The organism is Nocardia kruczakiae NBRC 101016, from assembly GCF_001612965.1.
GTDB lineage: Bacteria > Actinomycetota > Actinomycetes > Mycobacteriales > Mycobacteriaceae > Nocardia > Nocardia kruczakiae.
Genome location: NZ_BDBL01000002.1, coordinates 39,054 through 64,062 on the forward strand (window position 1 = coordinate 39,054; position 25,009 = coordinate 64,062).

General features: G+C 68.4%; 23 protein-coding genes. 5 read left to right on the forward strand and 18 right to left on the reverse strand.

Annotated features, from left to right (window positions below):
- Nucleotides 1–47: 47 nt before the first annotated feature.
- From NK1_RS01560 to NK1_RS01585, 6 genes are all read right to left on the reverse strand, one after another.
- Nucleotides 48–455 (reverse strand): cupin domain-containing protein, encoded by a 408-nt coding sequence (locus NK1_RS01560; RefSeq protein WP_063006833.1) that lies wholly within the window; start codon nt 453–455, stop codon nt 48–50.
- Between the two features lie 41 nt (nt 456–496).
- Complete coding sequence (locus NK1_RS01565) at nt 497–1,099, reverse strand: TetR/AcrR family transcriptional regulator (protein WP_063007014.1); 603 nt, start codon at nt 1,097–1,099, stop codon at nt 497–499.
- Nucleotides 1,100–1,404: 305 nt separating this feature from the next.
- A complete protein-coding gene (locus NK1_RS01570) occupies nt 1,405–1,890 on the reverse strand; it encodes a hypothetical protein (RefSeq protein ID WP_063006834.1) in 486 nt (161 codons plus the stop codon).
- 233 nt (nt 1,891–2,123) lie between these two features.
- Nucleotides 2,124–3,173 (reverse strand): 4-hydroxy-2-oxovalerate aldolase, encoded by a 1,050-nt coding sequence (gene dmpG, locus NK1_RS01575; protein ID WP_062994502.1) that lies wholly within the window; start codon nt 3,171–3,173, stop codon nt 2,124–2,126.
- A gap of 13 nt (nt 3,174–3,186) precedes the next feature.
- Complete coding sequence (locus NK1_RS01580) at nt 3,187–4,098, reverse strand: acetaldehyde dehydrogenase (acetylating) (protein WP_062994503.1); 912 nt, start codon at nt 4,096–4,098, stop codon at nt 3,187–3,189.
- A 10-nt stretch (nt 4,099–4,108) separates the two neighbouring features.
- Nucleotides 4,109–4,894 (reverse strand): 2-keto-4-pentenoate hydratase, encoded by a 786-nt coding sequence (locus tag NK1_RS01585; protein ID WP_063006835.1) that lies wholly within the window; start codon nt 4,892–4,894, stop codon nt 4,109–4,111.
- 143 nt (nt 4,895–5,037) lie between these two features.
- Between NK1_RS01585 and kstD the strand changes: the two genes are divergently transcribed.
- The gene (gene kstD, locus NK1_RS01590; protein ID WP_063006836.1) at nt 5,038–6,750 is read left to right on the forward strand and encodes a 3-oxosteroid 1-dehydrogenase; all 1,713 of its coding nucleotides are present in this window, start codon (nt 5,038–5,040) and stop codon (nt 6,748–6,750) included.
- 186 nt (nt 6,751–6,936) lie between these two features.
- On the forward strand, nt 6,937–7,800 hold the full coding sequence (gene chsH3, locus NK1_RS01595; protein ID WP_063007015.1) for an enoyl-CoA hydratase ChsH3: 864 nt from the start codon (nt 6,937–6,939) through the stop codon (nt 7,798–7,800).
- Nucleotides 7,801–8,070: 270 nt separating this feature from the next.
- On the opposite strand, the gene NK1_RS01600 is transcribed toward chsH3, so the two are convergent.
- The 6 genes from NK1_RS01600 to zapE all read right to left on the reverse strand — a co-directional run bounded on the left by NK1_RS01600 (nt 8,071) and on the right by zapE (nt 13,510).
- On the reverse strand, nt 8,071–8,520 hold the full coding sequence (locus NK1_RS01600) for a hypothetical protein (RefSeq protein WP_063006837.1): 450 nt from the start codon (nt 8,518–8,520) through the stop codon (nt 8,071–8,073).
- Entirely contained in the window at nt 8,517–9,791 is a 1,275-nt protein-coding gene (locus NK1_RS01605; protein WP_063006838.1) for a DUF58 domain-containing protein, read from the reverse strand. Before NK1_RS01605 ends, NK1_RS01600 begins: the two co-directional genes overlap by 4 nt.
- Nucleotides 9,788–10,750, reverse strand: a complete 963-nt coding sequence (locus tag NK1_RS01610) for an AAA family ATPase (protein ID WP_063006839.1) — start codon at nt 10,748–10,750, stop codon at nt 9,788–9,790. Before NK1_RS01610 ends, NK1_RS01605 begins: the two co-directional genes overlap by 4 nt.
- A gap of 48 nt (nt 10,751–10,798) precedes the next feature.
- Nucleotides 10,799–11,293 (reverse strand): hypothetical protein, encoded by a 495-nt coding sequence (locus tag NK1_RS01615; RefSeq protein ID WP_063007016.1) that lies wholly within the window; start codon nt 11,291–11,293, stop codon nt 10,799–10,801.
- A gap of 5 nt (nt 11,294–11,298) precedes the next feature.
- Nucleotides 11,299–12,237 (reverse strand): DUF4129 domain-containing protein, encoded by a 939-nt coding sequence (locus tag NK1_RS01620; protein WP_245660302.1) that lies wholly within the window; start codon nt 12,235–12,237, stop codon nt 11,299–11,301.
- A gap of 229 nt (nt 12,238–12,466) precedes the next feature.
- Nucleotides 12,467–13,510 carry a cell division protein ZapE gene (zapE, locus tag NK1_RS01625; RefSeq protein ID WP_063007018.1) on the reverse strand — a complete coding sequence of 348 codons (1,044 nt, stop codon included), beginning with the start codon at nt 13,508–13,510 and terminating at the stop codon, nt 12,467–12,469.
- A gap of 87 nt (nt 13,511–13,597) precedes the next feature.
- Here zapE and NK1_RS01630 point away from each other — a divergent pair, with 87 nt between their 5' ends.
- A complete protein-coding gene (locus NK1_RS01630) occupies nt 13,598–14,200 on the forward strand; it encodes a TetR/AcrR family transcriptional regulator (protein WP_063006840.1) in 603 nt (200 codons plus the stop codon).
- Between the two features lie 124 nt (nt 14,201–14,324).
- Here the strand turns inward: NK1_RS01630 and NK1_RS01635 are convergent, their stop codons facing one another.
- From NK1_RS01635 to NK1_RS01660, 6 genes are read right to left on the reverse strand one after another with little or no spacing between them, the layout of a single operon-like run.
- A complete protein-coding gene (locus NK1_RS01635) occupies nt 14,325–15,500 on the reverse strand; it encodes a lipid-transfer protein (protein WP_063006841.1) in 1,176 nt (391 codons plus the stop codon).
- Nucleotides 15,497–15,916: a MaoC family dehydratase gene (locus NK1_RS01640; RefSeq protein ID WP_063006842.1), complete on the reverse strand. Its 420-nt coding sequence runs from the start codon at nt 15,914–15,916 to the stop codon at nt 15,497–15,499. Before NK1_RS01640 ends, NK1_RS01635 begins: the two co-directional genes overlap by 4 nt.
- Nucleotides 15,913–16,860 carry a bifunctional MaoC family dehydratase N-terminal/OB-fold nucleic acid binding domain-containing protein gene (locus NK1_RS01645; RefSeq protein WP_084460529.1) on the reverse strand — a complete coding sequence of 316 codons (948 nt, stop codon included), beginning with the start codon at nt 16,858–16,860 and terminating at the stop codon, nt 15,913–15,915. The genes NK1_RS01640 and NK1_RS01645 overlap by 4 nt, the downstream gene beginning before the upstream one ends.
- A gap of 22 nt (nt 16,861–16,882) precedes the next feature.
- A complete protein-coding gene (locus NK1_RS01650) occupies nt 16,883–18,052 on the reverse strand; it encodes an acyl-CoA dehydrogenase family protein (RefSeq protein ID WP_063006844.1) in 1,170 nt (389 codons plus the stop codon).
- Nucleotides 18,037–19,176: an acyl-CoA dehydrogenase family protein gene (locus tag NK1_RS01655; RefSeq protein ID WP_063006845.1), complete on the reverse strand. Its 1,140-nt coding sequence runs from the start codon at nt 19,174–19,176 to the stop codon at nt 18,037–18,039. Before NK1_RS01655 ends, NK1_RS01650 begins: the two co-directional genes overlap by 16 nt.
- A gap of 52 nt (nt 19,177–19,228) precedes the next feature.
- Nucleotides 19,229–21,418, reverse strand: a complete 2,190-nt coding sequence (locus NK1_RS01660; RefSeq protein ID WP_063006846.1) for an acyl-CoA dehydrogenase family protein — start codon at nt 21,416–21,418, stop codon at nt 19,229–19,231.
- Nucleotides 21,419–21,568: 150 nt separating this feature from the next.
- Here NK1_RS01660 and kstR point away from each other — a divergent pair, with 150 nt between their 5' ends.
- Nucleotides 21,569–22,225, forward strand: a complete 657-nt coding sequence (kstR, locus tag NK1_RS01665; protein WP_030517308.1) for a cholesterol catabolism transcriptional regulator KstR — start codon at nt 21,569–21,571, stop codon at nt 22,223–22,225.
- A 167-nt stretch (nt 22,226–22,392) separates the two neighbouring features.
- On the forward strand, nt 22,393–24,969 hold the full coding sequence (gene otsB, locus NK1_RS01670) for a trehalose-phosphatase (RefSeq protein ID WP_063006847.1): 2,577 nt from the start codon (nt 22,393–22,395) through the stop codon (nt 24,967–24,969).
- Nucleotides 24,970–25,009: the final 40 nt, after the last annotated feature.

The following is a 25,009-nucleotide window of genomic DNA, read 5'->3' on the forward strand; positions in this document are numbered from 1 at the left end:
AAATCGCGCCGAATCGCCGAGGTTTGCACGATTTGTCACCCCGGCGATCAGTCCAGCCGGAAGTCCGCGAAATCGAATCCGGGCGCGACCACGCAGCTCACCAGCACGTATTCGTCCCCGGCCGGGCGTGCGGCCTGGCTGACACCGGCGGGCACCACGGCCTGCAGAAGTTGTCCTCGTTCGACGTCGGGGCCGAGAATCACTTCGTCGCCGCCGATGTTCAGCAGTAGCGGGCCACCGCGCTGCCACAACCAGATCTCGTCCGAGCGCACGGTATGCGGCGCGGAACGTTCGTGCGGCAGCAACAGGAAGTGGATGGCGGTGGCGGATGCGCGCGGGCCGTCGTAGCCGTCCGGCTCGAATTCGACCGGACTGCGGTAGGTTTCGCGGAACCAGCCACCTTCGGGATGCGGTTGCAGATCCAGCGCCTCGGCCAGCGCGGGTCGTTCGGACATCGTCGCCTCCTGCGGGGTAATCGGTTGCCCATGGGGGCGCGTCACAGGTCACGGACCGCGCTGTAGGCCATCGCGACATGGGTGAACAGGGTCGTGCGTTGCTCGCGGACCGCGGCGTCGCCGGGTTCGAGCAGGCACTGCTGTGAGGTTCCGTCGTGGACCGCGACCACCGCCCGCCCGAGGCCCTCGCGGTCGGTGACGGTGCGGCCCGCGCGGTTCAGCAGCGCCTCGAGGACCGGCAGCAGTGCCGCGACGATCGCGTTCTCCCGCGCGACCATCACCCGCCGCAGCGGCGGGTTGCGCAGGGCGTGGGCGGTGAATTCGGCGGTGATGCGAAACCACTTGTCGTCCAGCGGAACCGCCCGCAGCACCTGTTCCACACCGGCGCGCAGATCGTGGACATCGGCGCCGGACTCCGACTCCAGCACTGCCGTGAGTTCGCGCAGCATCTCCGCCGACCGCAACTCCCACATCGCCAGGAACAGTTCCTCCAGCGAGCTGAAGTTCGAGTAGAACGCCCCGCGGGTGAATCCGGCGCGCTCACAGATCTGCTCGACCGTGCACCGACCGAACCCCTCTTCGGCGAATGCGTCGAAGGCCGCGTCGAGCAACCGCTGCCGAGTCTCGGCCCGCCGCTTCGTCATTCGCGGTTCGCGCGCCGCTACGCCGCTCGGATCGGCGACATCACCGGTGTGAGCGACCTCTGCCGGCGTCCCCGATTCGGCCGATACGTCACGGCGACGTTCCGCCCCCCGGCCGCGCCCGACCTCGGACCGACCCCGGGAACCGACCGACGTCACGAACGCTTCCTCTCCATGGACACGTGGATACACGAGTGTATCAACCGGCATTCCGGTGTCGGCGACCGAAAGAACCACAACGGCCGCCGGGCCGCACACGGGTCCCTGGCTGCTGCGCGCCGGCCCGGTATGCCGAATCCGTGCCGGTCTCAGCTGAGGTTGGTGCCCGACCAGCCGAAGTTGAAGCTGTGGCCCTTCGAGTGGCAGGTGATCGCGCCGCGACCACCGCCACTGCAGCTGGCGCCGCCATAGTTGATGGTGCCGCCGTAGTCGTAACCGTCGGAGGCCGGACCCGGATCGATCGAGCGGCTGCCCGCGCGGCCGAGCGGACCGGTCAGGCCGAAGGTCGGATGCGCGGGCAGAAACGGCAGATCGATGGCGAGGTTGGTGATCGGAATGCCGTACAGATTCGCGATTCCGGGGCTGATGTCGCAGCCGACATCCCCGTTGGGATGCATCGAACAATTCGCATATCCGGCACTGAAGTAGACGGTGTCACCGACCAGATAATCCGCGGGGTTCAAAACTGTCGAAGCGGTCGCCGTCGTCGCCGGCGCCGCGGTGGCCACTGCCGCACCTGTCATCGACATCGCCACGGCGGCAAGGGATCCGCCGATCAACGCCCGTATCTTCACAGAAAGCTCCTATGCGTGGTTCGTCCGAAAATTCGAGCTCGAGAATCTCCTGATGCAATGCGCCTATGTATCTCGATCCTGGTATCCGGATCGATGCGAATCGGTCTGTCGTTACGCCGGAGGGCATTGTCTCGCAATCGTATCGAGGAAGGACGGCTTTCCGGCAGCGCGCCGCTCGAATACGACAAAGGCCGCGGACGATGCGTCGTCCGCGGCCCTTCGTTCCGGCGTGATCAGGCGGAGGCGGTCTGTTCCCGCTGCAGTTCCAGCGCGATGTCGATCAGCTGGTCCTCCTGGCCACCGACCAGCTTGCGCTTACCCGCGCGTACCAGCATTTCGGCCGCCGAGACGCCGTAGCGTTCGGCTTGGCGCTCGGCGTGCTTGAGGAAGCTCGAGTACACGCCGGCGTAGCCCATCATCAGGGCCTGGCGGTCGAGCAGGCATTCCTGCGGCATGGCCGGGCGCACGACGTCCTCGGCGGCATCGGCGATGGCGAAGAAGTCGATACCGGTCTTGATACCGATCTTGTCGGCCACGCCGACGAACGCCTCGACCGGGGTGTTGCCCGCACCGGCGCCGAAACGCCGTGCGCTGCCGTCGATCTGCTTGGCGCCGGCCTTGACCGCGTAGATCGAGTTGGCTACGGCGAGGTCGAGGTTCTCGTGGCCGTGGAAGCCGACCTGGGCGTCGTCGCCGAGTTCGGCGGCGACCGCGGCGATGCGGTCGGACACCTGATCCAGCACCAGCGCACCTGCGGAGTCCACGACGTAGACGCACTGGCAGCCCGCGTCGGCCATGATGCGCGCCTGCTTCGCGAGCACCTCCGGCGGCTGCGAATGCGACATCATCAGGAAGCCGACGGTCTCCATGCCGAGGTCGCGGGCATAGCCGAAGTGCTGGATAGAGACGTCGGCCTCGGTGCAGTGGGTGGCGATGCGGACGATGGACGCGCCGTTGTCCTGGGAGATCTTGATGTCCTCCTTGACGCCCACGCCGGGCAGCATCAGGACCGCGATCTTGGCCTGCTTCGCGGTCTGCGCCGCGATCGTGATCAGTTCCTGCTCAGGGGTTTTGGAGAACCCGTAGTTGAACGAGGAACCGCCCAGTCCGTCACCGTGGGTCACCTCGATGACCGGCACACCCGCGGCATCGACGGCCGCGACGATATCGCGCACCTCGGTGGCGGTGAACTGGTGGCGCTTGTGATGGGAACCGTCGCGCAGCGAGGTGTCGGTGACGCGGACATCGAGTTCCTGGGAGAACGGCTGCAATACGTAGTTCATGATCTGGTCCCTCCTAGACCCGAGCCGTGAGGATCTGTTCGGCCATGACCTCGCCCACCCGGGTGGCGGCGGCGGTCATGATGTCGAGGTTGCCCGCGTACGGGGGCAGGAAGTCGCCCGCGCCCTCGACCTCCACGAAGACCGAAACCTTCGCCATCCCACCGGAAATCACGCTCGGCTCGTCGAACTGCGGTTCGTTGAGCAGGCGGTAGCCGGGCACGTACTCCTGGATGTCGGCGACCATCCGGTGGATGGATTCGCTGATCGCGTCGGTGTCGGCATCCTCTGGAATGGCGGCGAAGATGGTGTCGCGCATGATCATCGGCGGCTCGGCCGGGTTGAGGATGATGATCGCCTTGCCGCGTTTGGCGCCACCGATGGTCTCCACACCCTTGCTGGTGGTCTTGGTGAACTCGTCGATGTTCGCGCGGGTGCCGGGCCCGGCCGAGACCGAGGAAACCGAGGCGACGATCTCGGCGTAGGGCACCTCGACCACGCGCGAAACGGCCGCGACGATCGGAATCGTCGCCTGCCCACCGCAGGTGATCATGTTGACGTTCGGGGTGTCGATATTGGCGCCCAGGTTCACCGGCGGCACGACGGCCGGGCCGACCGCGGCGGGGGTGAGATCCACCGCGCGGATACCGGCCGCCTCGTACTTCGGCGCGTATTCGCGATGCACGTAGGCCGAGGTGGCCTCGAACAGCATGTCCGGCTTCTCCGGCAGCGCGAGCAGCCAGTCGGCGCCCTCGTGCGAGGTCTCCAGACCGAGCCCGCGAGCGCGCTTCAGGCCCTCGCTGTCCGGATCGATACCGATCATCCAGCGCGGCTCGATCCGCTCCGACCGCAGCAGCTTGTACAGCAGATCGGTGCTGATGTTCCCGGAGCCGACGATCGCGGCTGTCACCTTTCCATTGTCAGGCACTTGATCTCCCTCAGCTGAACTTCAAACGGACGGAACCGAGTCCAGCGAACTCGGCATGGAAGTCGTCACCCGGACGGGCGTCGATGGCGCGGGTGCACGAACCCGGCAGCACGATGTCGCCGGCCTTCAGCCGCACCCCGAACGAGGCGACCTTGCGGGCCAGCCAGGCCACCGCGATGGTCGGATCGTCGAGTACCGCGTCGCTGCGGCCCTGGGCGACGACCTCACCGTTGCGGGTCAATGTCGCGTCGATGGCCTTGATGTCCAGCGCATCCGGCGCCACCCGCTCGGGCCCGAGCACCCAGCCGGCCGAGGACGCGTTGTCGGCGATGGTGTCGCACAACGCGATATTCCAGTTCTTGATGCGGGTGTCGATCAGCTCGATGGCGGGGGCGTAGGCGACCGTCGCGGCCAGCACGTCGGCCTCGGTGCACTCCTCGCCCGGCAGATCCGCGCCCAGCACGAAACCGACCTCGACCTCGACGCGCGGGAACAGGTACTTCCACGTGTCGACCGGAACGTCCTCGAACACCTGCATATCGGCGAGCAGATGGCCGTAGTCGGGTTCGTCGACGCCCATCATCTCCTGCATGGCCTTCGAGGAGAGCCCGACCTTGTGGCCGACCACCTTCGCGCCGTCGGCCAGCCGCTGCCGGATGTTGATGAGCTGAATCTCGTAGGCGTCGACCACGTCGATCGCCGCATACCGCGTGACCAGCGGATCGATCGGCACCCGATCTCGTTCGGCGACCGCGAGCTCCGCGGCCAGTTCATTCCGTACCGCGTCGGACAGCACGCTTGTTCCTTCCATTGGGGCGCTCGGTCTGGGGACCAGCCGGTGAACGGGATACAAACTGAAACGAGTTTTCCTGCATTTTCTCGTGTCAGCAGTCCCATCTGCCAGACCAATATAGACCGAACCTGATCCGATTCTATAACGTGTTCTACATGACTGATCGGGAATACGACGTGGTGGTGGTCGGCAGCGGCGCCGCCGGGATGACCGCCGCCCTCGCCGCCGCGCACCACGGACTGCGCGCGGTGCTCATCGAGAAGGCCGCGCACTACGGCGGTTCGACCGCGCGTAGTGGTGGCGGTGTGTGGATCCCGGGCAACAAGGCGCTCAAGGCGTCCGGCCGGCCCGACGACCGGGAGGAGGCCCGCCGCTACCTGCACAGCATCATCGGTGACGTGGTGCCGAAGGAGAAGATCGACACCTACATCGACCGCGGTGCCGAGGCGTTCGACTTCGTCCTCGATCACTCTCCGCTGAAGATGACCTGGGTTCCCGGCTATTCCGACTACCACCCCGAGGCCCCCGGCGGCCTGGGCTCCGGCCGCTCCTGCGAGCCGAAGCCGTTCAACCTGAAGGTGCTCGGCGCCGAGGCCGCGAATCTGGAACCGCCCTACGCCAAGGCCCCACTCAACGTCGTCGTCATGCAGACCGACTTCGTGCGCCTCAACCTCATCAAGCGGCATCCGAAGGGCATGATGCGCGCCATGCGGGTCGGCGCCCGCACCTACCTGGCGAAATTCACCGGCAAGCAGATCGTGGGCATGGGCCAGGCCATCATCGCGGCCATGCGCAAGGGCCTGCAGGACGCGAACGTCCCGGTGCTGCTCAACACTCCTCTGACCAAGCTGATCACCGAAGACGGCCGGGTCGTCGGCGTCGAGGCGACCGTCGACGGCGAGCCGACGATCTTCAAGGCCCGCTACGGCGTGGTCCTGGGCACCGGCGGTTTCGAGCACAACGCCGAGATGCGCGAGCAGTACCAGCGCAAGCCCATCACCACCGAGTGGACCACGGGCGCGGCGGCCAACACCGGTGACGGCATCCGGGCCGGTATGGAGGTCGGCGGCGATATCGGGTTCATGGAGGACTCCTGGTGGGGGCCGACCATTTTCAAGGGTGGCAAGCCGTGGTTCGCACTGGCCGAGCGCAATCTGCCCGGCGCGATCATGGTGAACGCCGACGGTAAGCGATTCGGTAATGAGTCCGCTCCTTACGTCGAGGCCGTGCACACCATGTACGGCGGTAAATGGGGTCAGGGTGACGGTCCGGGCGAGAACATCCCCGCCTGGCTGGTGTTCGACCAGCGCTACCGCAACCGCTACATCTTCGCCGGGCTGCAGCCGGGCCAGCGCTTTCCGTCCCGCTGGATGGAAAACGACAACATCGTCAAGGCCGACACCCTCGAGGAGCTGGCCCAGCGGATCGGCGTGCCGGCGGACAATCTCGCCGCCACCGTCGCCCGTTTCAACGCCTTCGCGGAGAAGGGCGTCGACGAGGACTTCGGCCGCGGCAAGAGCCACTACGACCGCTACTACGGCGATCCGACCGTGAAGCCGAATCCGTGCCTGGCGGCCCTGGTGCAGGGCCCGTTCTACGCCGCCAAGATCGTGCCCGGCGACCTGGGCACCAAGGGCGGTCTGGTCACCGACACCGCCGCGCGGGTGCTGCGCGCGGACGGCAGCGTGATCGAGGGTCTCTACGCCTCCGGCAACTCCTCGACCCCGGTCATGGGCCACACCTACGCCGGTCCCGGCGCGACCATCGGGCCCGCGCTGACCTTCGGCTATCTGGCGGTCATGGATATCGTCGAGAAGGCGCGCGCGGAGAAGGCTCCCACCGGCGCGGCGAGCAAGTAGGCAGGCACCGGTGAGCGGGACCCGCAGCGAGGGCCCGGGCCGATCCCGGCACCATGGGAGCGGTCCGGCCACCCGCGGCGGCGTCCGCGACACCACTGTCGATCGAGGGTGGTCCGGCCGATCGGATCGGATCCGGCGACACCCTCGATCGGGACCCGTGATACGTCGGCGAACAAGGAACACACAATGCCTATCGACCTGAAAACCGCTCTCGGAGCGGAACTTCCGAGCCAGGAGTTCTCCTGGACGCCCTCGGATGTGCAGCTGTACCACCTGGGCCTGAGCGCCGGTACCCGCTGGACCGATCCGGGCGAACTGCGATACCTGGACGACAAGCAGCCGCAAGTGCTGCCGACCTTCGCCACCGTCGCGCCGACGATGCGGCTCACCGATCCGCCGAAGGTGAGCTATCCCGGTGTGGAGATCGAACTGGCCAAGGTGGTGCACGGCAGCCAGGAGATCATCGTGCACCGCCCGATCCCCGCCGAGGGGAAGGCCACCGCGACCGGGCGCGTCACCGAGCTGTGGGACAAGGGTTCGGCAGCGGTGCTCACGCGGGAACTGACCATCGTCGGATCCGACGGCGAGCCACTGTGGACCGACATCTCCTCCATCTTCGCCAAGGGTGAGGGCGGGTTCGGTGGTGAGCGCGGCCCGAGCTCCAAGGCCGTACTGCCCGACCGGGCGCCGGATTTCGAGGTCCTCACGCCGACGCTGCCGCAGCAGGCGCTGCTGTACCGCATGTGCGGTGACCGCAACCCGTTGCATTCGGATCCCGAATTCGCCCGTGCCGCGGGCTTTCCCGACCCGATCCTGCACGGCCTGTGCACCTACGGCCTGGTCTGCAAGACCGCCACCGACACCGTGCTGGACTCGGACGCGAGCCGGGTGACCGGCTTCCGGGCGCGATTCGCCGGCGTGCTGTATCCGGGCGAGACGATCCGGTCGCGGATCTGGCGCGAGGGCGACGAGCTCGTCATCGGCGCGACCGTGGTCGAACGCGAGGACGCCCCGGTACTGAGCGACGTGCGGCTGAGCTTCACCGCCTGATCGGCGCGACTCGCCACCGAACGAAGAACCGCCCGACCGGCAGTGCCGGTCGGGCGGTGTCGTCTATCCCGGTTCGCTGATGTTCCGGGCGGGGCCTGTCGGCGTCAGTCCGGGAAGCCGGTGGCGAACAGGCCGGCGATCGCGACGGAACAGATGACGGCGATGATCGGGATAATCCACATGCCATCAGACTACAAGGCGTAGTAGGAAACCACGACATCGCGTAGTAGGGCAAACACCCTGGTTGTGGGGTATATCACGCTCGGCCGACTACGTCGGTTCCGCTGCATCCGGGGCGTCGTCGCGCCCGGTCAGTCCCTGCACGATCGCCGCGTACAACACGACGACCAGCACCGGGGCCAACAGCGGCAGCCACGCCAGCCGTCCCGGAATCAGCGTCGCCAGCACCGCCGCCGCCGCGAATCCGAGCGCCCCGACAACCGATGGCAATGTGGTGGGAACCACACCGGCCGGGGCGTGCAGCGTGGCGGTGTTGAGCAGATAGGTGGTCGCCACCAGACCCGTCCCGGCGGCGGCCAGCGCACCGGTATCGGCCCATGCCAACGCGCCGAGGGCGACCAGCACCGCCACCACGGCTACCGTGCGGAACCGCCAGCCGACGACCACCGCGACGAAAACCGGAATCGCGGCCCACGGCAGCACGATGCCGACCGCGGTGGTCAGCAGCAGCCCGGACAGTACGGCCAGAAATCTCGTCATCGCTTCACCCGCACCATGCGCCGATGGTCGGGCAGCAGCCGCATCGCCTGGTCGAGGCGGGCGCCGTCGGGCCAGGCCACGATATCCACTCCGACGGTGCCCATATCGCGATACATCGCGGTGCGTTCCAACTGCCACATCCGGGCCAGCGTCGGATCCAGGCCGTCCTTGAACGGCGTGCCGCGCAGCACGTCGACGACCACCACGGCATGGCCGCGCTTGCGCAGATCGATGAGGGCCAGCGCGAATTCGGTGTCGAGCAGGGTCGAGAACGCGACCACGATCGCGCCGATCGGCACGGCCGTATGCGGGGCCAGCGTGCCGACATTCGGGATGTGCTCGTCGCCGACGCCGAGCACCGTGTCGACGATGCGATAGAACTGGCGCCGCCCGATATCGGGCCGCAGCCAGCGCGGCGCGCGGCCCAGGCACACCACGGCGGTGCGGTCGCCCGCCTGCAGCGCGGTCTGCGCGACCTGCGCGGCACCGCGCACGGTCAGCTCCATCGAATCCGAGGCGGGGCCCGGAGCCTGCAGCGAAGTATCCACCAGCACAACGACATCCGCGGCCCGGTTGGTGAGCCGCTCGGTGACGTAGAGGCGGCCGCGGCGGGCGCTCACCGGCCAGTTGACTATGCGCAACTGATCGCCGGGCGCATAGGCGCGGATATCGGCGTACTCCACGCCGGGTCCGTGCCTGCGGGTCAGGTGAGTGCCGATCCGTTCCGGAAGTTCGGTGCGCGGCAACCGCATTCGCTGCGGGTCGGCGATCGGGTACACGTACACCTCGCCGGCCGCGACACTCGCGGACGCCTGGGCCAGGCCCGCCGGGCTCAACGCCGTCAGCCGGACCGTCACCGGATAGCGGCCCCAGCGCTGGGTCGACAGCGCCAGCCGCAGACCGGCCGGCGCGGGCCCGGAATCGGAGGACTCCTCGACCCGCAGCTCCAGCCCGCTCGCCTCCTCGGGACGGCAGCGCAGCAGCGCGTGCCCATGTTCGACGAACGCGGCGACCGGCAGCTCGACCTCCTCGGATTCGAAGCAGCGCAGAACCCCGCCGCCGTCGACCTGAACCCTGGTGCGCGACAACTGGATCGGCGCGGTGGCCAGCACGCCCAGCATCGGCGCGGCGAACACCGCCAGCTGCCACCGATCCAGCATGATCGCCGGCACCAGCGCGACCGCGGCGGCGACCGCCAGCATGTACACCAGTGGCGCGGGCCGCCAGCGCAGATCGACCTCGCTCGCCGAGGTGGTGTCGCGATGTCTCATGTCACCGTCGCGCGCGGTACGGGCAGGCGGCGCAGCAATTCGGAGATCACGTCCTCGCCCCGGATCCGGCGCACCCACATCTCCGGGCGCAGCGTGATCCGGTGCGCCATCGCGGGAACCGCCAGCGCCTTCACATCCTCCGGGATCACGTAGTCGCGCCCCAGCAGCAGCGCCCGGGCGCGGGCCATCTGCACCAGATCCAGTTCGGCGCGGGGACTCGCACCGACCTCGACCTGTGGATGACCGCGGGTGGCGGCCGCGAGCGCGACCACATACGTCACCACATCCGGGTGGACGGTGACGAATTCGACCGCCTGCCGCATCTCCACCAGACCTTGCGCGTCCACCACCTGCCCCACCTGCGGGGTGACGGCGCCGCGTTCGAGCCGGCGGCGGATCATCTGGGTCTCGTCCTTCTCCGACAGATATCCCAGCCGTAACTGCATGGCGAATCGGTCCAGCTGGGCCTCCGGTAACGGATAGGTGCCCTCGTACTCGATCGGATTGTCGGTGGCGAGCACGATGAAAGGCTGTGGCAGCGGGAAGGTTTCGCCGTCGATGCTGACCTGCCCCTCGGCCATGGCTTCGAGCAGCGCTGCCTGTGTCTTGGGCGGGGTGCGGTTGATCTCGTCGGCGAGCAGCATATTCGTGAAAACGGGCCCGCGCCGGAAGTTGAACCGGCCCGAGGCCATGTCGTAGATCGTCGAGCCGATCAGATCCGCGGGCAGCAGATCCGGGGTGAACTGCACGCGCGTGAAGTCCAAACCCAATGCGGTGGCGAAGGATCGGGCGATGAGTGTCTTACCGAGGCCCGGTAGGTCCTCGATCAGGACGTGGCCGCCCGACAGCACCGCGATCATGATCAGCTGCAGCTCATCGCGCTTGCCGACCACGGCGCGGGCGATCTCCCGCAGCACCGCATCGGTGCGTTTGATGGTCACATCCAAAGGTGTCGTCATATCCGATCTCGCATCAGTTCCAACCCATTTCACATGTCGGCAAGCTGCTCACATGCTCTGCAAGCGACGTAGAATCTCGTCGAGCGCGGCCCGCCCGGGCGCACGCGTGGTCTGATCACGCGGCGACGAATTGGCCGGATCCACCCAGCGCCACAGTTCCGGACCGAACTGCAGCCGTCCGGCGGCCTCGGTGGCCTTGCGGTTCTTCGCGATCCGATGACCGCTGGACAGTTCGAACTCCTTGGCCAGCAGCGGGCGCAGATAGCGATCCCAGTCGGCCCGGGTGCCGTCGGCGCGGGTCGCCAGCATCTGTGCCCGCGCGTGCCAGCGGCTCAGCATTTCGGCCGGGCCGTTCTCGAAGTCGTGATCGTCGGCGTCGGCACGGTCCCGCGCCCGGGAGCGCTCGACCAGCGACCACAGCAGCAGTGCCAGGGCGCCGAGCACCGGCACCCCGACCAGGATCGGCAACATCTCGCGCTGGTTGCTCAGGCCGACCAGCTCGATCAGCGCGATCATCGCCACCGCGCCGACCACGATCGTCATCCGGGTCACAGCCGCGCCCCCTGCAGATCCGCCAGCACGATGCGCAGCAGCTGTTCGGCACGCATGCGCTGCCATTCCAGGATCGAATGCGGGCTGAACCGGGCCTCCTCGAACAGCGTCACCAGTTCGCGGGCCGAGGCGTCGTGCAGGACGCCGCGGTCGAAGGCGCGCGCCAGCACCTCCGAGGGGGTGTCCGAGACCAGGGGCGCCACCTCGCGGGCCTGCGCCAGACCGCTTTCCATCGCGACATAGCAGGCGATGATCGCGGCGCGCGCATCCTTTCCGGAGGCCATCATCGCGGCCAGGCCCATTTCGGCGACCTGTGCCAGCGAGACCGGCGCCTCGGCGGGTGCGGACACCGGCGGTACCGCCGCTGCCCCGCGGCCATCGCGAGCGCCGAAGGCCACCACGCCGAGACCGAGAATCGCGACCGCCACCAGCACCGCGGCGCACACGCCCACGAACAGCAGAGCGTGGCCGCTCAACTCCGGGGCGCCGGAGAACGGCTGGGTGGTCGGCGGGGCGGTGGTTTCAGGCTGCTGTGCGGTAGCGGGCGGATTCGACCGCGGCGCGGGAGCTTCCTCGCGACCGCCGGCGAGCAGATATACCGCCCACACGATCGCGGTCAGCACGGCCGCGACGGCGGTGCCGATGAGGATCACGATCCCGAACCGGCTCAATCGGAACGGCTGCCGCTTGCGGTCGCGGTCGACCTCGGCCATCGCCAGCGGCGCGTGGTGCTGGCTGGTCAGTACCCCGGCCAGCAGGATCACCACGGATACCAGCGACAGCACCGGCATGAGTGCCACCGTCACCGCCGAGGGCGGGGACGGGGCATGCGGACCACCGGTGCCCGGCAGGTATCCGCGCAGCGCGAAGACGACGCACGCCATCAATGCGATCAGCCCGATCGCGCGTGGTATCGCCGTTCTCACCCCGGCCACGGGCCTCTCCCAGAAAACATCCGAACTGCACAAACAGGCACATCGTTACATGCCGAACGGTCCGTGAGGAGGGAAATCGTGACACCGGACGGTGACCGATGCGGTCTATGCCCCTAGCCGCCAGTTGACAACCGGCGAAACTGTGACCGGGAACAGCAAATGACCTCGTCTCGGGCAGATCCGTCCAAACGAAGGCACTTCACTTCGGAAGACCCGCACGAGGGCTCGATCACCGGCCTCCCGTCGACCCGGCCGGCTCGGCGACGCTCGCCGGGCGAGCGCCGGGCAACCGGCTCAGCCGGCTCGCGGTGCGCTCGAGATCCGGGGCGGCGGCGACGCCGCGGACCAACTCCGGCAGCGGAACCTCGGTGTAGAGGGTGAGGGGCAGATCGGCGTCGTAGAGCACGTCGACGAGGTTGACGAAGCGCGTCACCGCATCGACCGGAACCCGGCGCAGCCGGGGCACCGCACACAGGACCCAGCGCCGGTAGGTATGGGTGAGGGTCAGAAAGTCGATGGCCGACAAGGGCTTCACGCAGATTTCGTCGAAATCGACGACCAGCAGGTCCGCCTCCGCGGCCCGCGCGCGCAGCAGGAGATGGGCGATCGGCACCGCGGCCGGCCGGTCGGTGCCGGGCCGGGGCCCGCGCACGTAGCGCCCGCTCGCGAATCCGGTCCGATCGTGGGCCCGGTCCCGGCACTCGCGCGCGCGGTAATCCTGCGGTCCGTCGACCGCGATCACGGCCAGATGGGTACGCAGCAGCGCGATGGCGGGTTCGAATTTCGCGTGCATCAGCGGATTGGGCAGGAGCTGCTCGGGCGGATAGTTCGAGGTCGCCGCCAGCACGATGCGGCGCGCGAACAGTGCCTGGAGCAGGCGGGTCAGCAGCATGGCGTCGCCGACGTCGTGGACGTGGAATTCGTCGAAACAGATCAGTTCGGTGTCGCCGAGCAGTGCGTCCAACGCGGCCGGCAGCGCGCCGGATTCGGCGAGCGCGGCATGGAGCCGGGCGAAGAACTGATGAAAGTGGAAGCGGCACTTACGTGTCGATTCCACTCGCTCGAAAAATTCGTCCATGAGCATCGTCTTGCCGCGGCCGGGACGGCCGTGCAGGTACACCCCGCGCGGGACGTGCCGCGCGAGTGCCACCGGCAGGGCGTGCGAACCGAGGCCACGCGGGAAAGTCCACCGGCGCCGGCCCAATCGCCGGGCCACCGCGTCCAGTGCCGCCGCGGCAGTGCGCTGATCGTCATCGAGAACCAGTCCGTCCACGGTCTCCACCCTCCTGAGGGCTCTACGCCTGTAGAGCACCTCTACACTTGTAGAGGATGATCCGGCACGAGACGAGAGAAGGTGACGATGTCCACACGTCCGGCGGGTGAGGTGCGCGCAGCGGACCGGCGCGAGTTCATCGTCGGCACGGCGATCGACCTGATCGCCCGCGAGGGGCTGCGGGCGCTGACTCATCGGGCCCTCGATACCGAGGCCGGCCTTCCGCCGGGCTCGACCTCGTACTACTTCCGCACCAAACGCGCGTTGATCGAGGCCATCGTGGACGCGATCACCGAGCGGTCGCGTACCGATTTCCGCGCCGCCGACCTACCGGCCACCGCCCCGGACGATATCGCCGCCGCGGTGGCCACATGGCTGGACGACCTACTGGCGCAACGCCGTAACCATCTGATCGCCCGCCACATGCTGATCACCGACCTGCTCGGCGACCGCGAGCTCCACCCGCGTCTGGTCGCGAGCCTGTTCTCCCATCGGCACGCGCGTGAGCTGTTCCGCGCGCTCGGGGCCGTCGATCCCGATACGGCCGCAGCCGATTACATCGCCGTCATCGAGGGCTTGGTATTCGACCGATTCGCCGGTGCGCGAAGGGAATCGGCCGCCGGGACTCCGGACAGTGCCGAGCAGTTGGCCCGGCCGTTACGTGCAGTACTGCGTGCTGCGGTCGAGTAGGCGACGGCGTATGCCCTGAACTGATCGTGCAAACCTCGGCGCTTTCGGCGGTTTTCCGTCGATTTCGCGGAGGTTTGCACGAAAAGTTCACGCTCCGAGCAGACGTCCGGCCTCGGCCGGGACGTCAGGCCGCGGTGAGCACCAACCCGGAGGTCGGCACGCCGGTGCCGGCGGTGACGACGATGTTCTCCAGGCCCTCGACCTGATTCACCGAACTGCCGCGAATCTGGCGCACCCCCTCGGCGATGCCGTTCATCCCGTGGATGTAGGCCTCGCCCAGCTGGCCGCCGTGGGTGTTGAGCGGCAGCCGGCCGCCGATTTCGATCGCCCCGTCGGCGACGAAATCCTTGCCCTCGCCGCGACCGCAGAAGCCCAGCTCCTCGAGCTGCATCAGCACGAAGGGGGTGAAGTGGTCGTAGAGAATGGCCGCCTGCATATCGGCGGGCCGCAACTCGCTCTGCGCCCACAGCTGGTCACCCACCAGGCCCATCTCCGGCAGACCGGTCAGGGCGTCGCGGTAATAGCTGGTCATCACGTACTGGTCCGCACCGGAACCCTGGGCCGCACCGGCGATCAGCGCGGGCTTGTTCGGCAGGTCCCGGGCGCGCTCGGCGCTGGTGACCACGATGGCCACACCGCCGTCGGTCTCCTGGCAGCAATCCAGCAGATGCAACGGTTCCGCGATCCAGCGCGAGGCCTGGTGGTCATCGAGCGTGATCGGCTTGCCGTAGAAGTGGGCCGCCGGATTCACCGCAGCATGCTTGCGGTCGGCGACCGCCACCCGGCCGAAGTCCGCACTGGTCGCGCCGTAGACGTGCATATAGCGCCGGGCCACCATGGCGACCTGCGCGGCCGGAGTACCCAGGCCGTGCGTATAGGAGAACGCGTTGTCCACACCCGACGAGCTGGGATTGCCGGTCGCCAGGTGAGTCGCGAACTGCCCGAAGCGATTTCCGGACCGCTCGTTGAACGCGCGATAGGCCACCACGACATCCGCGACTCCGGTGGCGACCGCCATGGCGGCCTGCTGCACCGTCGCGGCCGCCGCGCCGCCGCCGAACGGGATGTTGCTGAAGAACTTCAGGCTCGGGATGCCGGTGGCCCGCGCGACCGCGGCCTGGGTGTTGGTATCCATGGTGAAGGTCGTCAGGCCGTCCACATCGGCGGGGGTCAGCCCCGCGTCCGCGAGGGCGGCGGTGACGGCCTCGGCGGCGAGGCGCAGCTCGCTGCGGCCGGAGTCCTTGGAGAAATCGGTGGCGCCGATGCCGACGATGGCGGCGCGGCGGCTCAGACCCGTCACTGGCGTGCCTCCTGCAGGGAGATAACGGCTTTCGCCGTGATGTGGTCGCCGAGGCTGTCCTTGCCGACCACATCGATGGTGATGTCCGCGCCGTCCACGGCCGCCACGGTTCCGCTGAGCGTCAGGGTGTCGCCCGCGTACAGCGGCACACCCAGGCGCAGGGCGACGGATTTCACGATCGCCCCCGGCCCGGCCCAATCGGTGACGAATCGCTGCACCAGACCGGTGTCGGTGAGGATGTTGACGAAGATGTCCTTCGACCCGCGCTCCACGGCCTTGTCGCGGTCGTGGTGCACGTCCTGGAAGTCGCGGGTGGCCAGCGCGGTGGAGACCACGAACGTCGGATCGGCGTGAATCACCAACTCGGGCAGGGCGGTTCCGACCCGCACGGCGGCGGGCTGAATCGTGGAGGTCATCGCACGGCCTTCCAGTAGGGCACGGTGTTGTCGTCGTCGAGCCGCTGAAAGCCCACTTCGACGGGCAGGCCCACCTCGACCTCGCCGGGGTCGATGCCGCGCAGCTCACCGAGCATGCGCACACCCTCCTCGAGTTCGACCAGGGCGACGACGTAGGGCACCTGCCGGCCGGGCACCTTCGGCGCGTGGTGCACCACGAAACTGAAGACGGTGCCACGGCCGGAGGCCACCACGTAGTCGGACTGCTCGGTGTGGTCCTTCCACAACGCCGGAACCGGCGGATGCTGCAGCGTCCCGTCCGGCCGGCGCTGAATCCGCAGCTCGCCGAGTTTCGTTCCGTCCCAAAAGAATTCGGTGTCCTTCGACACGGTGGGCCGGACCCGCTTCGCCAGATCCTCCGCCGACACCTCGCCCGGGGCTGCTGCGGGCTTCGCCGTACCGGGGGCGAATTTCAACATCCGGAACAACATCTCGGTGACCGGTTCGTCGTCGACGTACCAGGTCAGCAGGTAAGTGGCGAACCAGCCCTCACCGAGGCCGGTGCGCTTGGGACCCACCAGTTCCCGCAGCCTGGTCCGCGCCACCGGACGCTCGCCGAGGCGGAGGTAGCGGTGGTAGGTCTGCTCACAGTTGGTCGCCACCACCGAGGTGTAACCGGCGGCGTCGAGCAGATCGTTGACCGCGTTCATCGGATCGTCGGCGGGCCGAGATCCGTGCAGGCCGGGCATGGTCCACACCTGGGCCATGGCCGGCGGCGCGACGATGCCGGGATGACCGGCGGCGCGGGCGGCCTCCTCGTCGACGTAGATCGGGTTGGCGTCGCCCAGCGCCTCGACCCAGTTGTTGATCATCGGCTGGTTCACCGGGTCACGGCCGAGGCGCGGAGCGGACTCGCCCAGCTGCTGGATCTTCTCCCCGGCGGCGCGGATCTCTTCCGCCGTCATGGTTTCCGACACGCGAAAACTCCTATCTCGGTACGCGGGGCAGGCGCAGGCCCATCTGCGCGATCAGTTCGCGCATGACCTCGTTGACGCCGCCACCGAAGGTCACGACCAAGTTCTGCTTGGTGCGCTTGTCCAGCCAGGTCAGCAGTTCCGCGGTGGCCGGATCGGCCGGATCGCCGAAGCGCCCCACGATCTCCTCCGCCAGCCGGCCCGCCTCCTGCAGTGCCTCGGTGGAGAACACCTTGGTCGCCGAGGCATCGGCGATCACATCGCGCTGGTCGGCGTCGGGGCGTTCCATATTCGAGGCGACCTGCCAGTTCAGCAGTTCGTTGACTCGCACCATGGCATGCAGGCGGCCCAGTGCGCGCCGCACTTCGGTCTCCTCCAGCACGCCGTGCCGCTGCGACCAGTCCCGCACCCGCTCGTAGAGCTGTTCGATCTTGCCCGACGGGCCGAGGCTGACCCGCTCGTGATTGAGCTGGGTGGTGATCAGCTTCCAGCCGCCGTTCTCCTCCCCGACCAGCATTTCCGCCGGCACGCGGACGTTGTCGAAGTAGGTGGCGTTGGTGTGGTGCGCGCCGTCGGCGGTGATGATCGGCGTCCACGAATAGCCCGGATCGGTGGTGTCCACGATCAGGATCGAGATGCCCTTGTGGCGGGACTCGACCGAACCGGTGCGCACCGCCAGCCAGACGAAATCGGCCTCGTGCGCGCCGGTGGTGAACACCTTCTGCCCGTTGACGATCCAGTCGCCGTTCGCATCCCGCACCGCCGAGGTCCGCAGTGCGGCCAGGTCGGTGCCGGCGTCCGGCTCGGAATAGCCGATGGCGAAATGGATGTCGCCGGTGAGGATTCCGGGCAGGAACTTGCGCTTCTGCTCCTCGGTACCGAACGACTGCAGCGCCGGGCCGACGGTCAGCAGCGTCACCAGTGGCACCGGCACATCGGCGCGGACCGCCTCGTTGTAGAAGATCTGCTGTTCCAGCGGGCCGAAGCCCTGGCCGCCGTACTCCTTCGGCCAGCCCACGCCCAGCCAGCCGTCGCGGCCCATCCGCTTGACCACCGCGCGGTAGGCGTCGCCGTGGCGGTTCACCGCCATCTCGGCCTCCTCCTCGGGAGTGACGAGATCGGCGAAGTAGGCGCGTAGTTCGTCGCGCAGCTTGTGCTGTTCAGCGGTCAGATCGATGTACATCTGGCTCCCAACCGGTCCAGCCGGAACGACGCACCGCCGAGCCAGCGGGCGATGTCCTTGGCTTGTGAGTAGTAGCGGTGCAGCGGGTGAGTCACATCGACGCCGATACCGCCGTGCAGGTGATGGCACCGCTGCATGGCCGTCGGTAGCTCGGAGGCCACACAGAACGCCAGCACATCGAGGTCGTCGTCGACACGTGCAGTGTCCTTGGCGCCGCCTCCGGCGTCGCGGGTCGCAGCCCCTGGGCTTCGCTCCCCCGCTCCGTCGGTCCAGGCCCGAGCCGGGCTGCGACCTACATGCTGCGCCAGCGACCAGTTCGCGGAGGTCGCGGCCACCTGCAGGGTGCGCGAGACCACGTACACATCGGCGATTTCCTGTGCGACGGCCTGGAATTCGGCCAGCGGGCGGCCGAACTGGTGGCGGGTCCGCAGATGTTCCGAGGTCAGCGCCAGCACACCTCTGAGCAGGCCGTCGGCGACCGCGCCGAGGGTTGCCAGGGCGATGCGGTGCAGATCCTCCAGCGGAATATCCAGCAGTTGCGCCGCCGGAATCACCGTGTCGTCGAAGGACACCGAGAATTCCGGCGCGCCGGTGGAACTCGGGCTCTCGGTGCGGGTGATGCCGTTCGCGTCACCGTCGACGACCGCGATTCCGCGATCGGTGGGCACCAGAATCCACTGGGCCTGTTCCGCGTACGGCACCGCGATCTTGCGGCCGGTGATCCGCACCGAATCGCCGTCGGCCACCGCCTTCGTCTGCGGTTCGGCGACGAACGGGGCGCCCGGCTCGTGCAGTGCCGCCGTCAGGATCGCGCCCTTGGCGACGGCGGGAAAAACCTTGGCCGCCAAGTCGTCTCCGGCATGGCCGACCAGCGGCAGCACGCCGAATCCGAGTGTCGACAGCGCCGGCGCCGCCACCGCGTCGGTCGCGAGTTCGGTCAGCAGGGTCGAAACCTCGAGCAGTCCCATCCCGTCGCCGCCGTGCTGTTCCGGCAGCGGCAGCGCCAGCAGCCCGCTGTCGACCAGCGCGGGCCACAGCGCGAGATCACGCGCGCTGTCGTGTTCGAGCAGGCTCACGACGACTTCGGCGACCGCGTCCTGACTCTCGTCTCTGGTGAAGTCCAATTCTTTGCTCCCTGTCGGATGTGGGCTGCTCTGGCGGCCCGGCCCTGCGATATCAGCCCTTCGATTCGCGTGGCAGCCCGAGAATCCGCTCACCGGCCACGGTCAGCAGGATCTGTTCGGTGCCGCCGGCGATCGACAGACAGCGCGTGAGCAGGAATTCCTTCACCACGCCGGTGTCCAGCGCACCGGCGGTTCCGGCCAGCTCGGCCGCGAATTCGGCCACCGCCTGCCGGTGCCGGACGCCGACCAGTTTGCGGACGCTGCTCTCCGCCGCGGGGTCACCGCCGGACAGCAACTTCTTGGCCGCGCGCGCCTCCAGCAACGTGCCGGCCACCGATTCGGCGATCAGCGCGCCGAGGCGATCGGCAACCACCTCGGCACCCGGGCCCGTGGTGGGAGCGGCCGCGATCACGGCCTCGAGTTCCTCGCCGATTCCCTTGCCGCCCATGGCCACTCGCTCCGCCGAGAGCGTGGAGCGGGCGATCCGCCAGCCGTTGCCGAGCTCACCCACCAGGCACTCGTCCGGAACGAACACATCGTCGAGGAAGACCTCGTTGAAGCGCGCCTCGCCGGTGATCTCGACCAGCGGCCGGATCTCGAGCCCCGGACTCTTCATATCGACCAGGAAGTAGCTGATGCCCTTGTGCTTGGGCGCGGCGGAATCGGTGCGCGCCAAGCAGATTCCCCACGTGGCACGGTCGGCCAGCGAGGTCCACACCTTCTGGCCCCGCAGCTTCCAGCCGCCCTCGACCCGCTCGGCGACGGTGCGCAGCGCCGCCAGATCGGAGCCCGCGCCCGGCTCCGAGAACAGCTGGCACCAGATCACCTCACCGGTGAGCGTCGGCGGGGCGAAGCGTTCGATCTGCTCGGGCGTACCCCATTGCAGCAGGGTGGGAATCGCCCAGTTCGCGATGACGAGGTCGGGCAGTTCGATTCCGGCCTTGCGAATCTGGTCCTCGATCAGGCTGCGCTGAATCGGCCCGGCGTCGCGGCCGTAGGGGGCCGGCCAGTGACAGGCCAGCAACCCGGCGTCGGCCAATGCGGCCCGCTGCTCCGCGGCGGGCAGTGCGGCGATCCGGGTCAGGTCGGCGGCCAGCACCGTCGCCTCGGCGGCATCCACACCGGCTGCCTCCCAAGCGGTTCCGCCCTCGGCGTCGCCCAGGTCTACCGATACCGTGCGGCGCACCCCGGCCTGCGTCAGCTTCGCCACCTCGGCGCGCCAATGCGCCGAACCGCCCAGCAACGCCCGCAGCGCGGTCGCGCGCCGCAGGTACAGGTGCGCGTCGTGCTCCCAGGTGAAGCCGATACCGCCCAGCACCTGGATGCAGTCCTTGGCGTTCTCCACGGCGGCGTCCAGCGCGATCGTCATCGCGACGGCGGCGGCCAGTCGCAATTCGCGCCCACCGGAATCGCTCGCATCAGCCGCCGCGGCTATCGCCGGATCTGCCGCTGCCGCGGCGTCCGCGGCCACGGCGCGGGTCTGTTCGGTGCGGCACAGCATCCAGGCACAGATGTGCTTGATCGCCTGGAATTCGCCGATCTTGCGGCCGAACTGCTCCCGGACCTTCGCGTAGTCGACCGCCGTCTCCAGACACCAGCCCGCGATCCCCGCGGCCTCGGCCGCGATCAGCACGGCGACGAGATCGCCGACCGCGTACGGCGGTTCGAAGACGTGGTCGCCGGGCACCGCGACGTTCGCGCAGGTCACGCGGGCCAGCGGGGTGCTGGGGTCCAGGGGCTCGAGCGCCTCGACCGTCACGCCCGGGGTGCCCGCCGGCAGCAGGCACCACAGTTCGCGGTCGCCGGAGCGTACCGGCAGCAACAACGCGGTCTGCTCGTCGGCGCCGAGCACGGTCTCCCAGGTGCCGGTCACCTCCGGTGCGCCGGTTGCGTTGTGCGACAGCACAACAGCCTGGCTCAGGGCGATACCGCAGGGCGTATCCTCGTCGAGGGTGTCGCCGGCAACGAGGCCGGCCAGCGCGGTAGCCGTCACCGGTCCGCCCACGAGATCATGCGCCGCCTGCTCGATCAGCACGGCCAGATCGCTCACGCAGCCGCCCGCGCCGCCGGCCTCCTCGGGGACCGCGACGCGGAAGACGCCGAGGCCCACCAGGCCCGGCCAGAATTCACGCCAGTACCCGGGCGCGCCAGTGCGCATTGTTGCAATCGGGTGCACCGCTGCGGCCCATCCGCGCATCGACTCCTGGACGGCTTTATGCTCGTCAGTGGTGGCGATGGTCACACTCCATACCGCCTTTCCGGCGTGACTCCCACACCTAGAACATGTTCTAATGTGACGGTCGGGCGTAAGTCAAGGGGCGTCCGTCGCCGCCGCTGAACTACGCTCGTCGGCCACCGGAACCGACGTGCGTGCAGGAAAGGACTTTCACGAATGGCCAGTCCCTCCCGAGAGCAGGCAGCCGACTCGGGTGCGCAGAACGGAGCCCGCAATCGCGCGACGGTCAGCACCCTGAGCGAGGACGAGCTGAGCTCGGCGGCCCAGCGCGAGCGGCGCAAACGAATTCTCGACGCCACCCTCGCGCTCGCCTCCAAGGGCGGTTACGACGCGGTGCAGATGCGCGCGGTCGCCGAACGCGCCGACGTCGCGGTCGGCACGCTGTATCGATACTTTCCCTCGAAGGTGCATCTGCTGGTCTCGGCGCTGGCCCGGGAATTCGAGCAGTTCGACAGCAAACGCAAGCCGCTGGCCGGGCAGACCCCGCAGGAACGCATGCACGTGATGCTGACCCAGGTCACCCGGGCCATGCAGCGCGATCCGCTGCTCACCGAGGCCATGACGCGGGCGTTCATGTTCGCCGACGCCTCCGCGGCCGCCGAGGTCGACCGGGTCGGCAAGGTGATGGACCGCTTCTTCGCGCGTGCCGTGAACGAGGGTGAGCCCACCGAGCGCGATCTGGCCATCGCCCGCGTGATCAGCGACGTGTGGTTGTCGAATCTGGTGGCATGGCTCACCCGGCGCGCCTCGGCGACCGATGTGGCCGAGCGTCTCGACCTGACCGTCGACCTGTTGCTGGGCGAGAAGTCCTGAGCGCGCGGCAGGAAGCGGATTGCCGGACAATGTAGGTCCGGGCGTTCGAAACCTGCCTGGCGAGCTCGTGTAAACAGCACGTATCACTGCGCCAACACGCGGGCAAACCTGACCCAGTAAAGTTTCTCGCGCCCTGAAAAATCTCCTCCGATCACTAGGTTGGATGCGTGAGCGCACAGGATCTGCCACACGAACTTCGCCGTGCCTTGTCGGCCGTAGCCCGCGTGCCGCGGCTATTGGTCGCTTCGGACTACGACGGGACAATCGCGCCCATAGTCTCCGATCCGGCAAAGGCCTATCCCCATCGGGAATCGGTCAGCGCATTGCGTGCGCTCGCCGGCCTGACGACCACCACCGCGGCCGTCATCTCCGGCCGCGCGCTGCGAGATCTCGCGGCGCTGTCCCGGCTTCCCGTCGAGGTGCAGTTGATCGGAAGCCACGGCTCGGAATTCGATGTCGGCTTCGTGCACGCCATCGACAACGACGCCAAGCAACTGCTGACCGAGGTGCGCCACGCCCTGGCCGCCATCGCCGACGACAATCCCGGCGTCACCGTCGAAGCCAAACCGGCCAGCATCGCCCTGCATGTGCGCAATGCCACTCCCGAGGTGGGCCGGCGCGCGCTGCAGCAGGCCCGGCAGGGCCCGGCGAGCTGGGTCGGCATCCAGGTCACCGAGGGCAAGGCGGTCATCGAACTGGCCGTCATCCAGACCGACAAGGGCGCCGCTCTCGACATCATCCGCCATCAGGAGGGCGCCTCCGCGGCGGTCTTCTTCGGTGACGATGTCACCGACGAGAAGGCCTTCGCGCGGCTGTCGGGTCCGGATATCGGCATCAAGGTGGGCGACGGCGACAGCCTGGCCGAATACCGGGTGCCCAGTACCGAGGAGGTCGCCAAGGCGTTGGCGTTCCTGCTCGAGGAACGCCGCACCTGGCTGGCGGGCGCGTCCGCGCCGCGCATCGAGCGGCTGACCATGCTGGCTTCCCCGCGCTCCAAGGCGCTGCTCACCCCGGACGGGACCGTGAGCTGGTTCTGCCATCCCGAACCGGATTCGGCGGCGGTCTTCGCCCATCTGCTGGGCGGACCGGCGGCCGGACACTTCACCATCGCCCCCGAACGCCAGAGCCTGCCGCTGTCGCAGCGCTACGTCGACGGCACCATGACCGTCGAAACCCGTTGGTCCAGTTTGAAAATCGTCGACTACCTGCCGCACGACGTCGCACTGGAACGCACCGATCTGACCCGCGTCATCACCGGGGACGCGCGTGCGGTGGTCACCTTCGCACCCCGTCCCGAATTCGGGCAGGTGCCGGTGACGCTGGTCCGCGAACCGGCCGGCCTGCGCGTGCACGGCACCAACGATCCGATCGTGCTGCGCTCCCCCGGCGTGCAATGGGAGATCTCCGAGGAGGGCATCCACCACGTCGCCCGCGCGGTGGTCGACCCCTCGCAGGGACCGATCGTGCTCGAAATGCGCTGCGGCACCTCCGATCTCGCCCCGGCGATGGTCAGCGAGGCGGATCGGCGCAACGAGGCCGAGCGGTACTGGCGCGACTGGGCCTCCGATCTGAACCTGCCGCCGCTCAAGCCCGATCTGATGAAGCGTTCGGCACTGACGCTGCGCGGACTGGTGCACGCTCCGTCCGGGTCGATTCTGGCCGCGGCCACCACCTCGCTGCCCGAGGACATCGGCGGCGTCCGCAACTGGGACTACCGCTACTGCTGGCTGCGCGACGCCTCGCTCACCGCGCACGCGCTGGTCACGCTCGGCTCGCTGTCGGAGGCCGAGGACTTCCTGGCCTGGACGCACCGCGTGCTCGAGACCCTGGCCGGACCGGAACGCCTGCACCCTCTGTACACGCTCTACGGCGAGACGCTGCCTCCGGAGGCCGTGCTGGACCAGCTGCCCGGTTACGCGGGCTCGCGGCCGGTACGCGTGGGCAACGCGGCGAATATGCAGGTGCAGCTGGATGTCTTCGGCCCGATCGTGGACCTGATCGCGGCTCTGGCCGAGGCTCGCGAGGGCAAGGGCATTCTCGACCCGGCCAAGGCGCTGCCGGACCGCGACTGGGAACTGGTGCAGGCCATGGTCTCGGCCGTGCAGCGACGCTGGCGCGAACCCGACCACGGCATCTGGGAGATCCGCGGCAACCCGCGTCACCACGTCTATTCGAAGGTGATGGGCTGGCTGACCGTGGACCGGGCGCTGAAACTGGCCGAGCGGTTCGACCGCGGCATCGATCCGGTGTGGGTCGAACTGCGCGAAACCATCGCCGACGAGGTCAAGGCCAAGGGCTGGAACGAGCAGGTGCAGTCCTATACGGCCGCCTACGACGGCACCGATCTGGACGCCGCGACCCTGCACATCGGCCTCAGCGGACTGATCGAGCCGTCGGATCCGCGCTTCGCGGCCACGGTCGTCGCCACCGAGGCCGAGCTGCGCAGCGGCTCGACGGTGTACCGCTACCACCACGACGACGGCCTGCCCGGCGGCGAGGGCGGTTTCCACCTGTGTGCCGCCTGGCTGGTGGAGGCCTACCTGCTGATCGGCAAGCGTGAGGACGCCGAGGCGCTGTTCGCCCAGCTGGTGGATGTCGCCGGTCCGACCGGACTGCTCAGCGAGGAGTACGACCCGGTCGCCGAACGCTCCCTGGGCAACCACCCGCAGGCCTACAGTCATCTCGGTCTGCTGCGCTGCGCTCAGCTGCTGAGCCAGCCGGTCGCGGCCGCCATGGTGCAGTAGCCGCAGGTCGCCGGATTCCCGCCCCAGGGCCCGCGGTCGC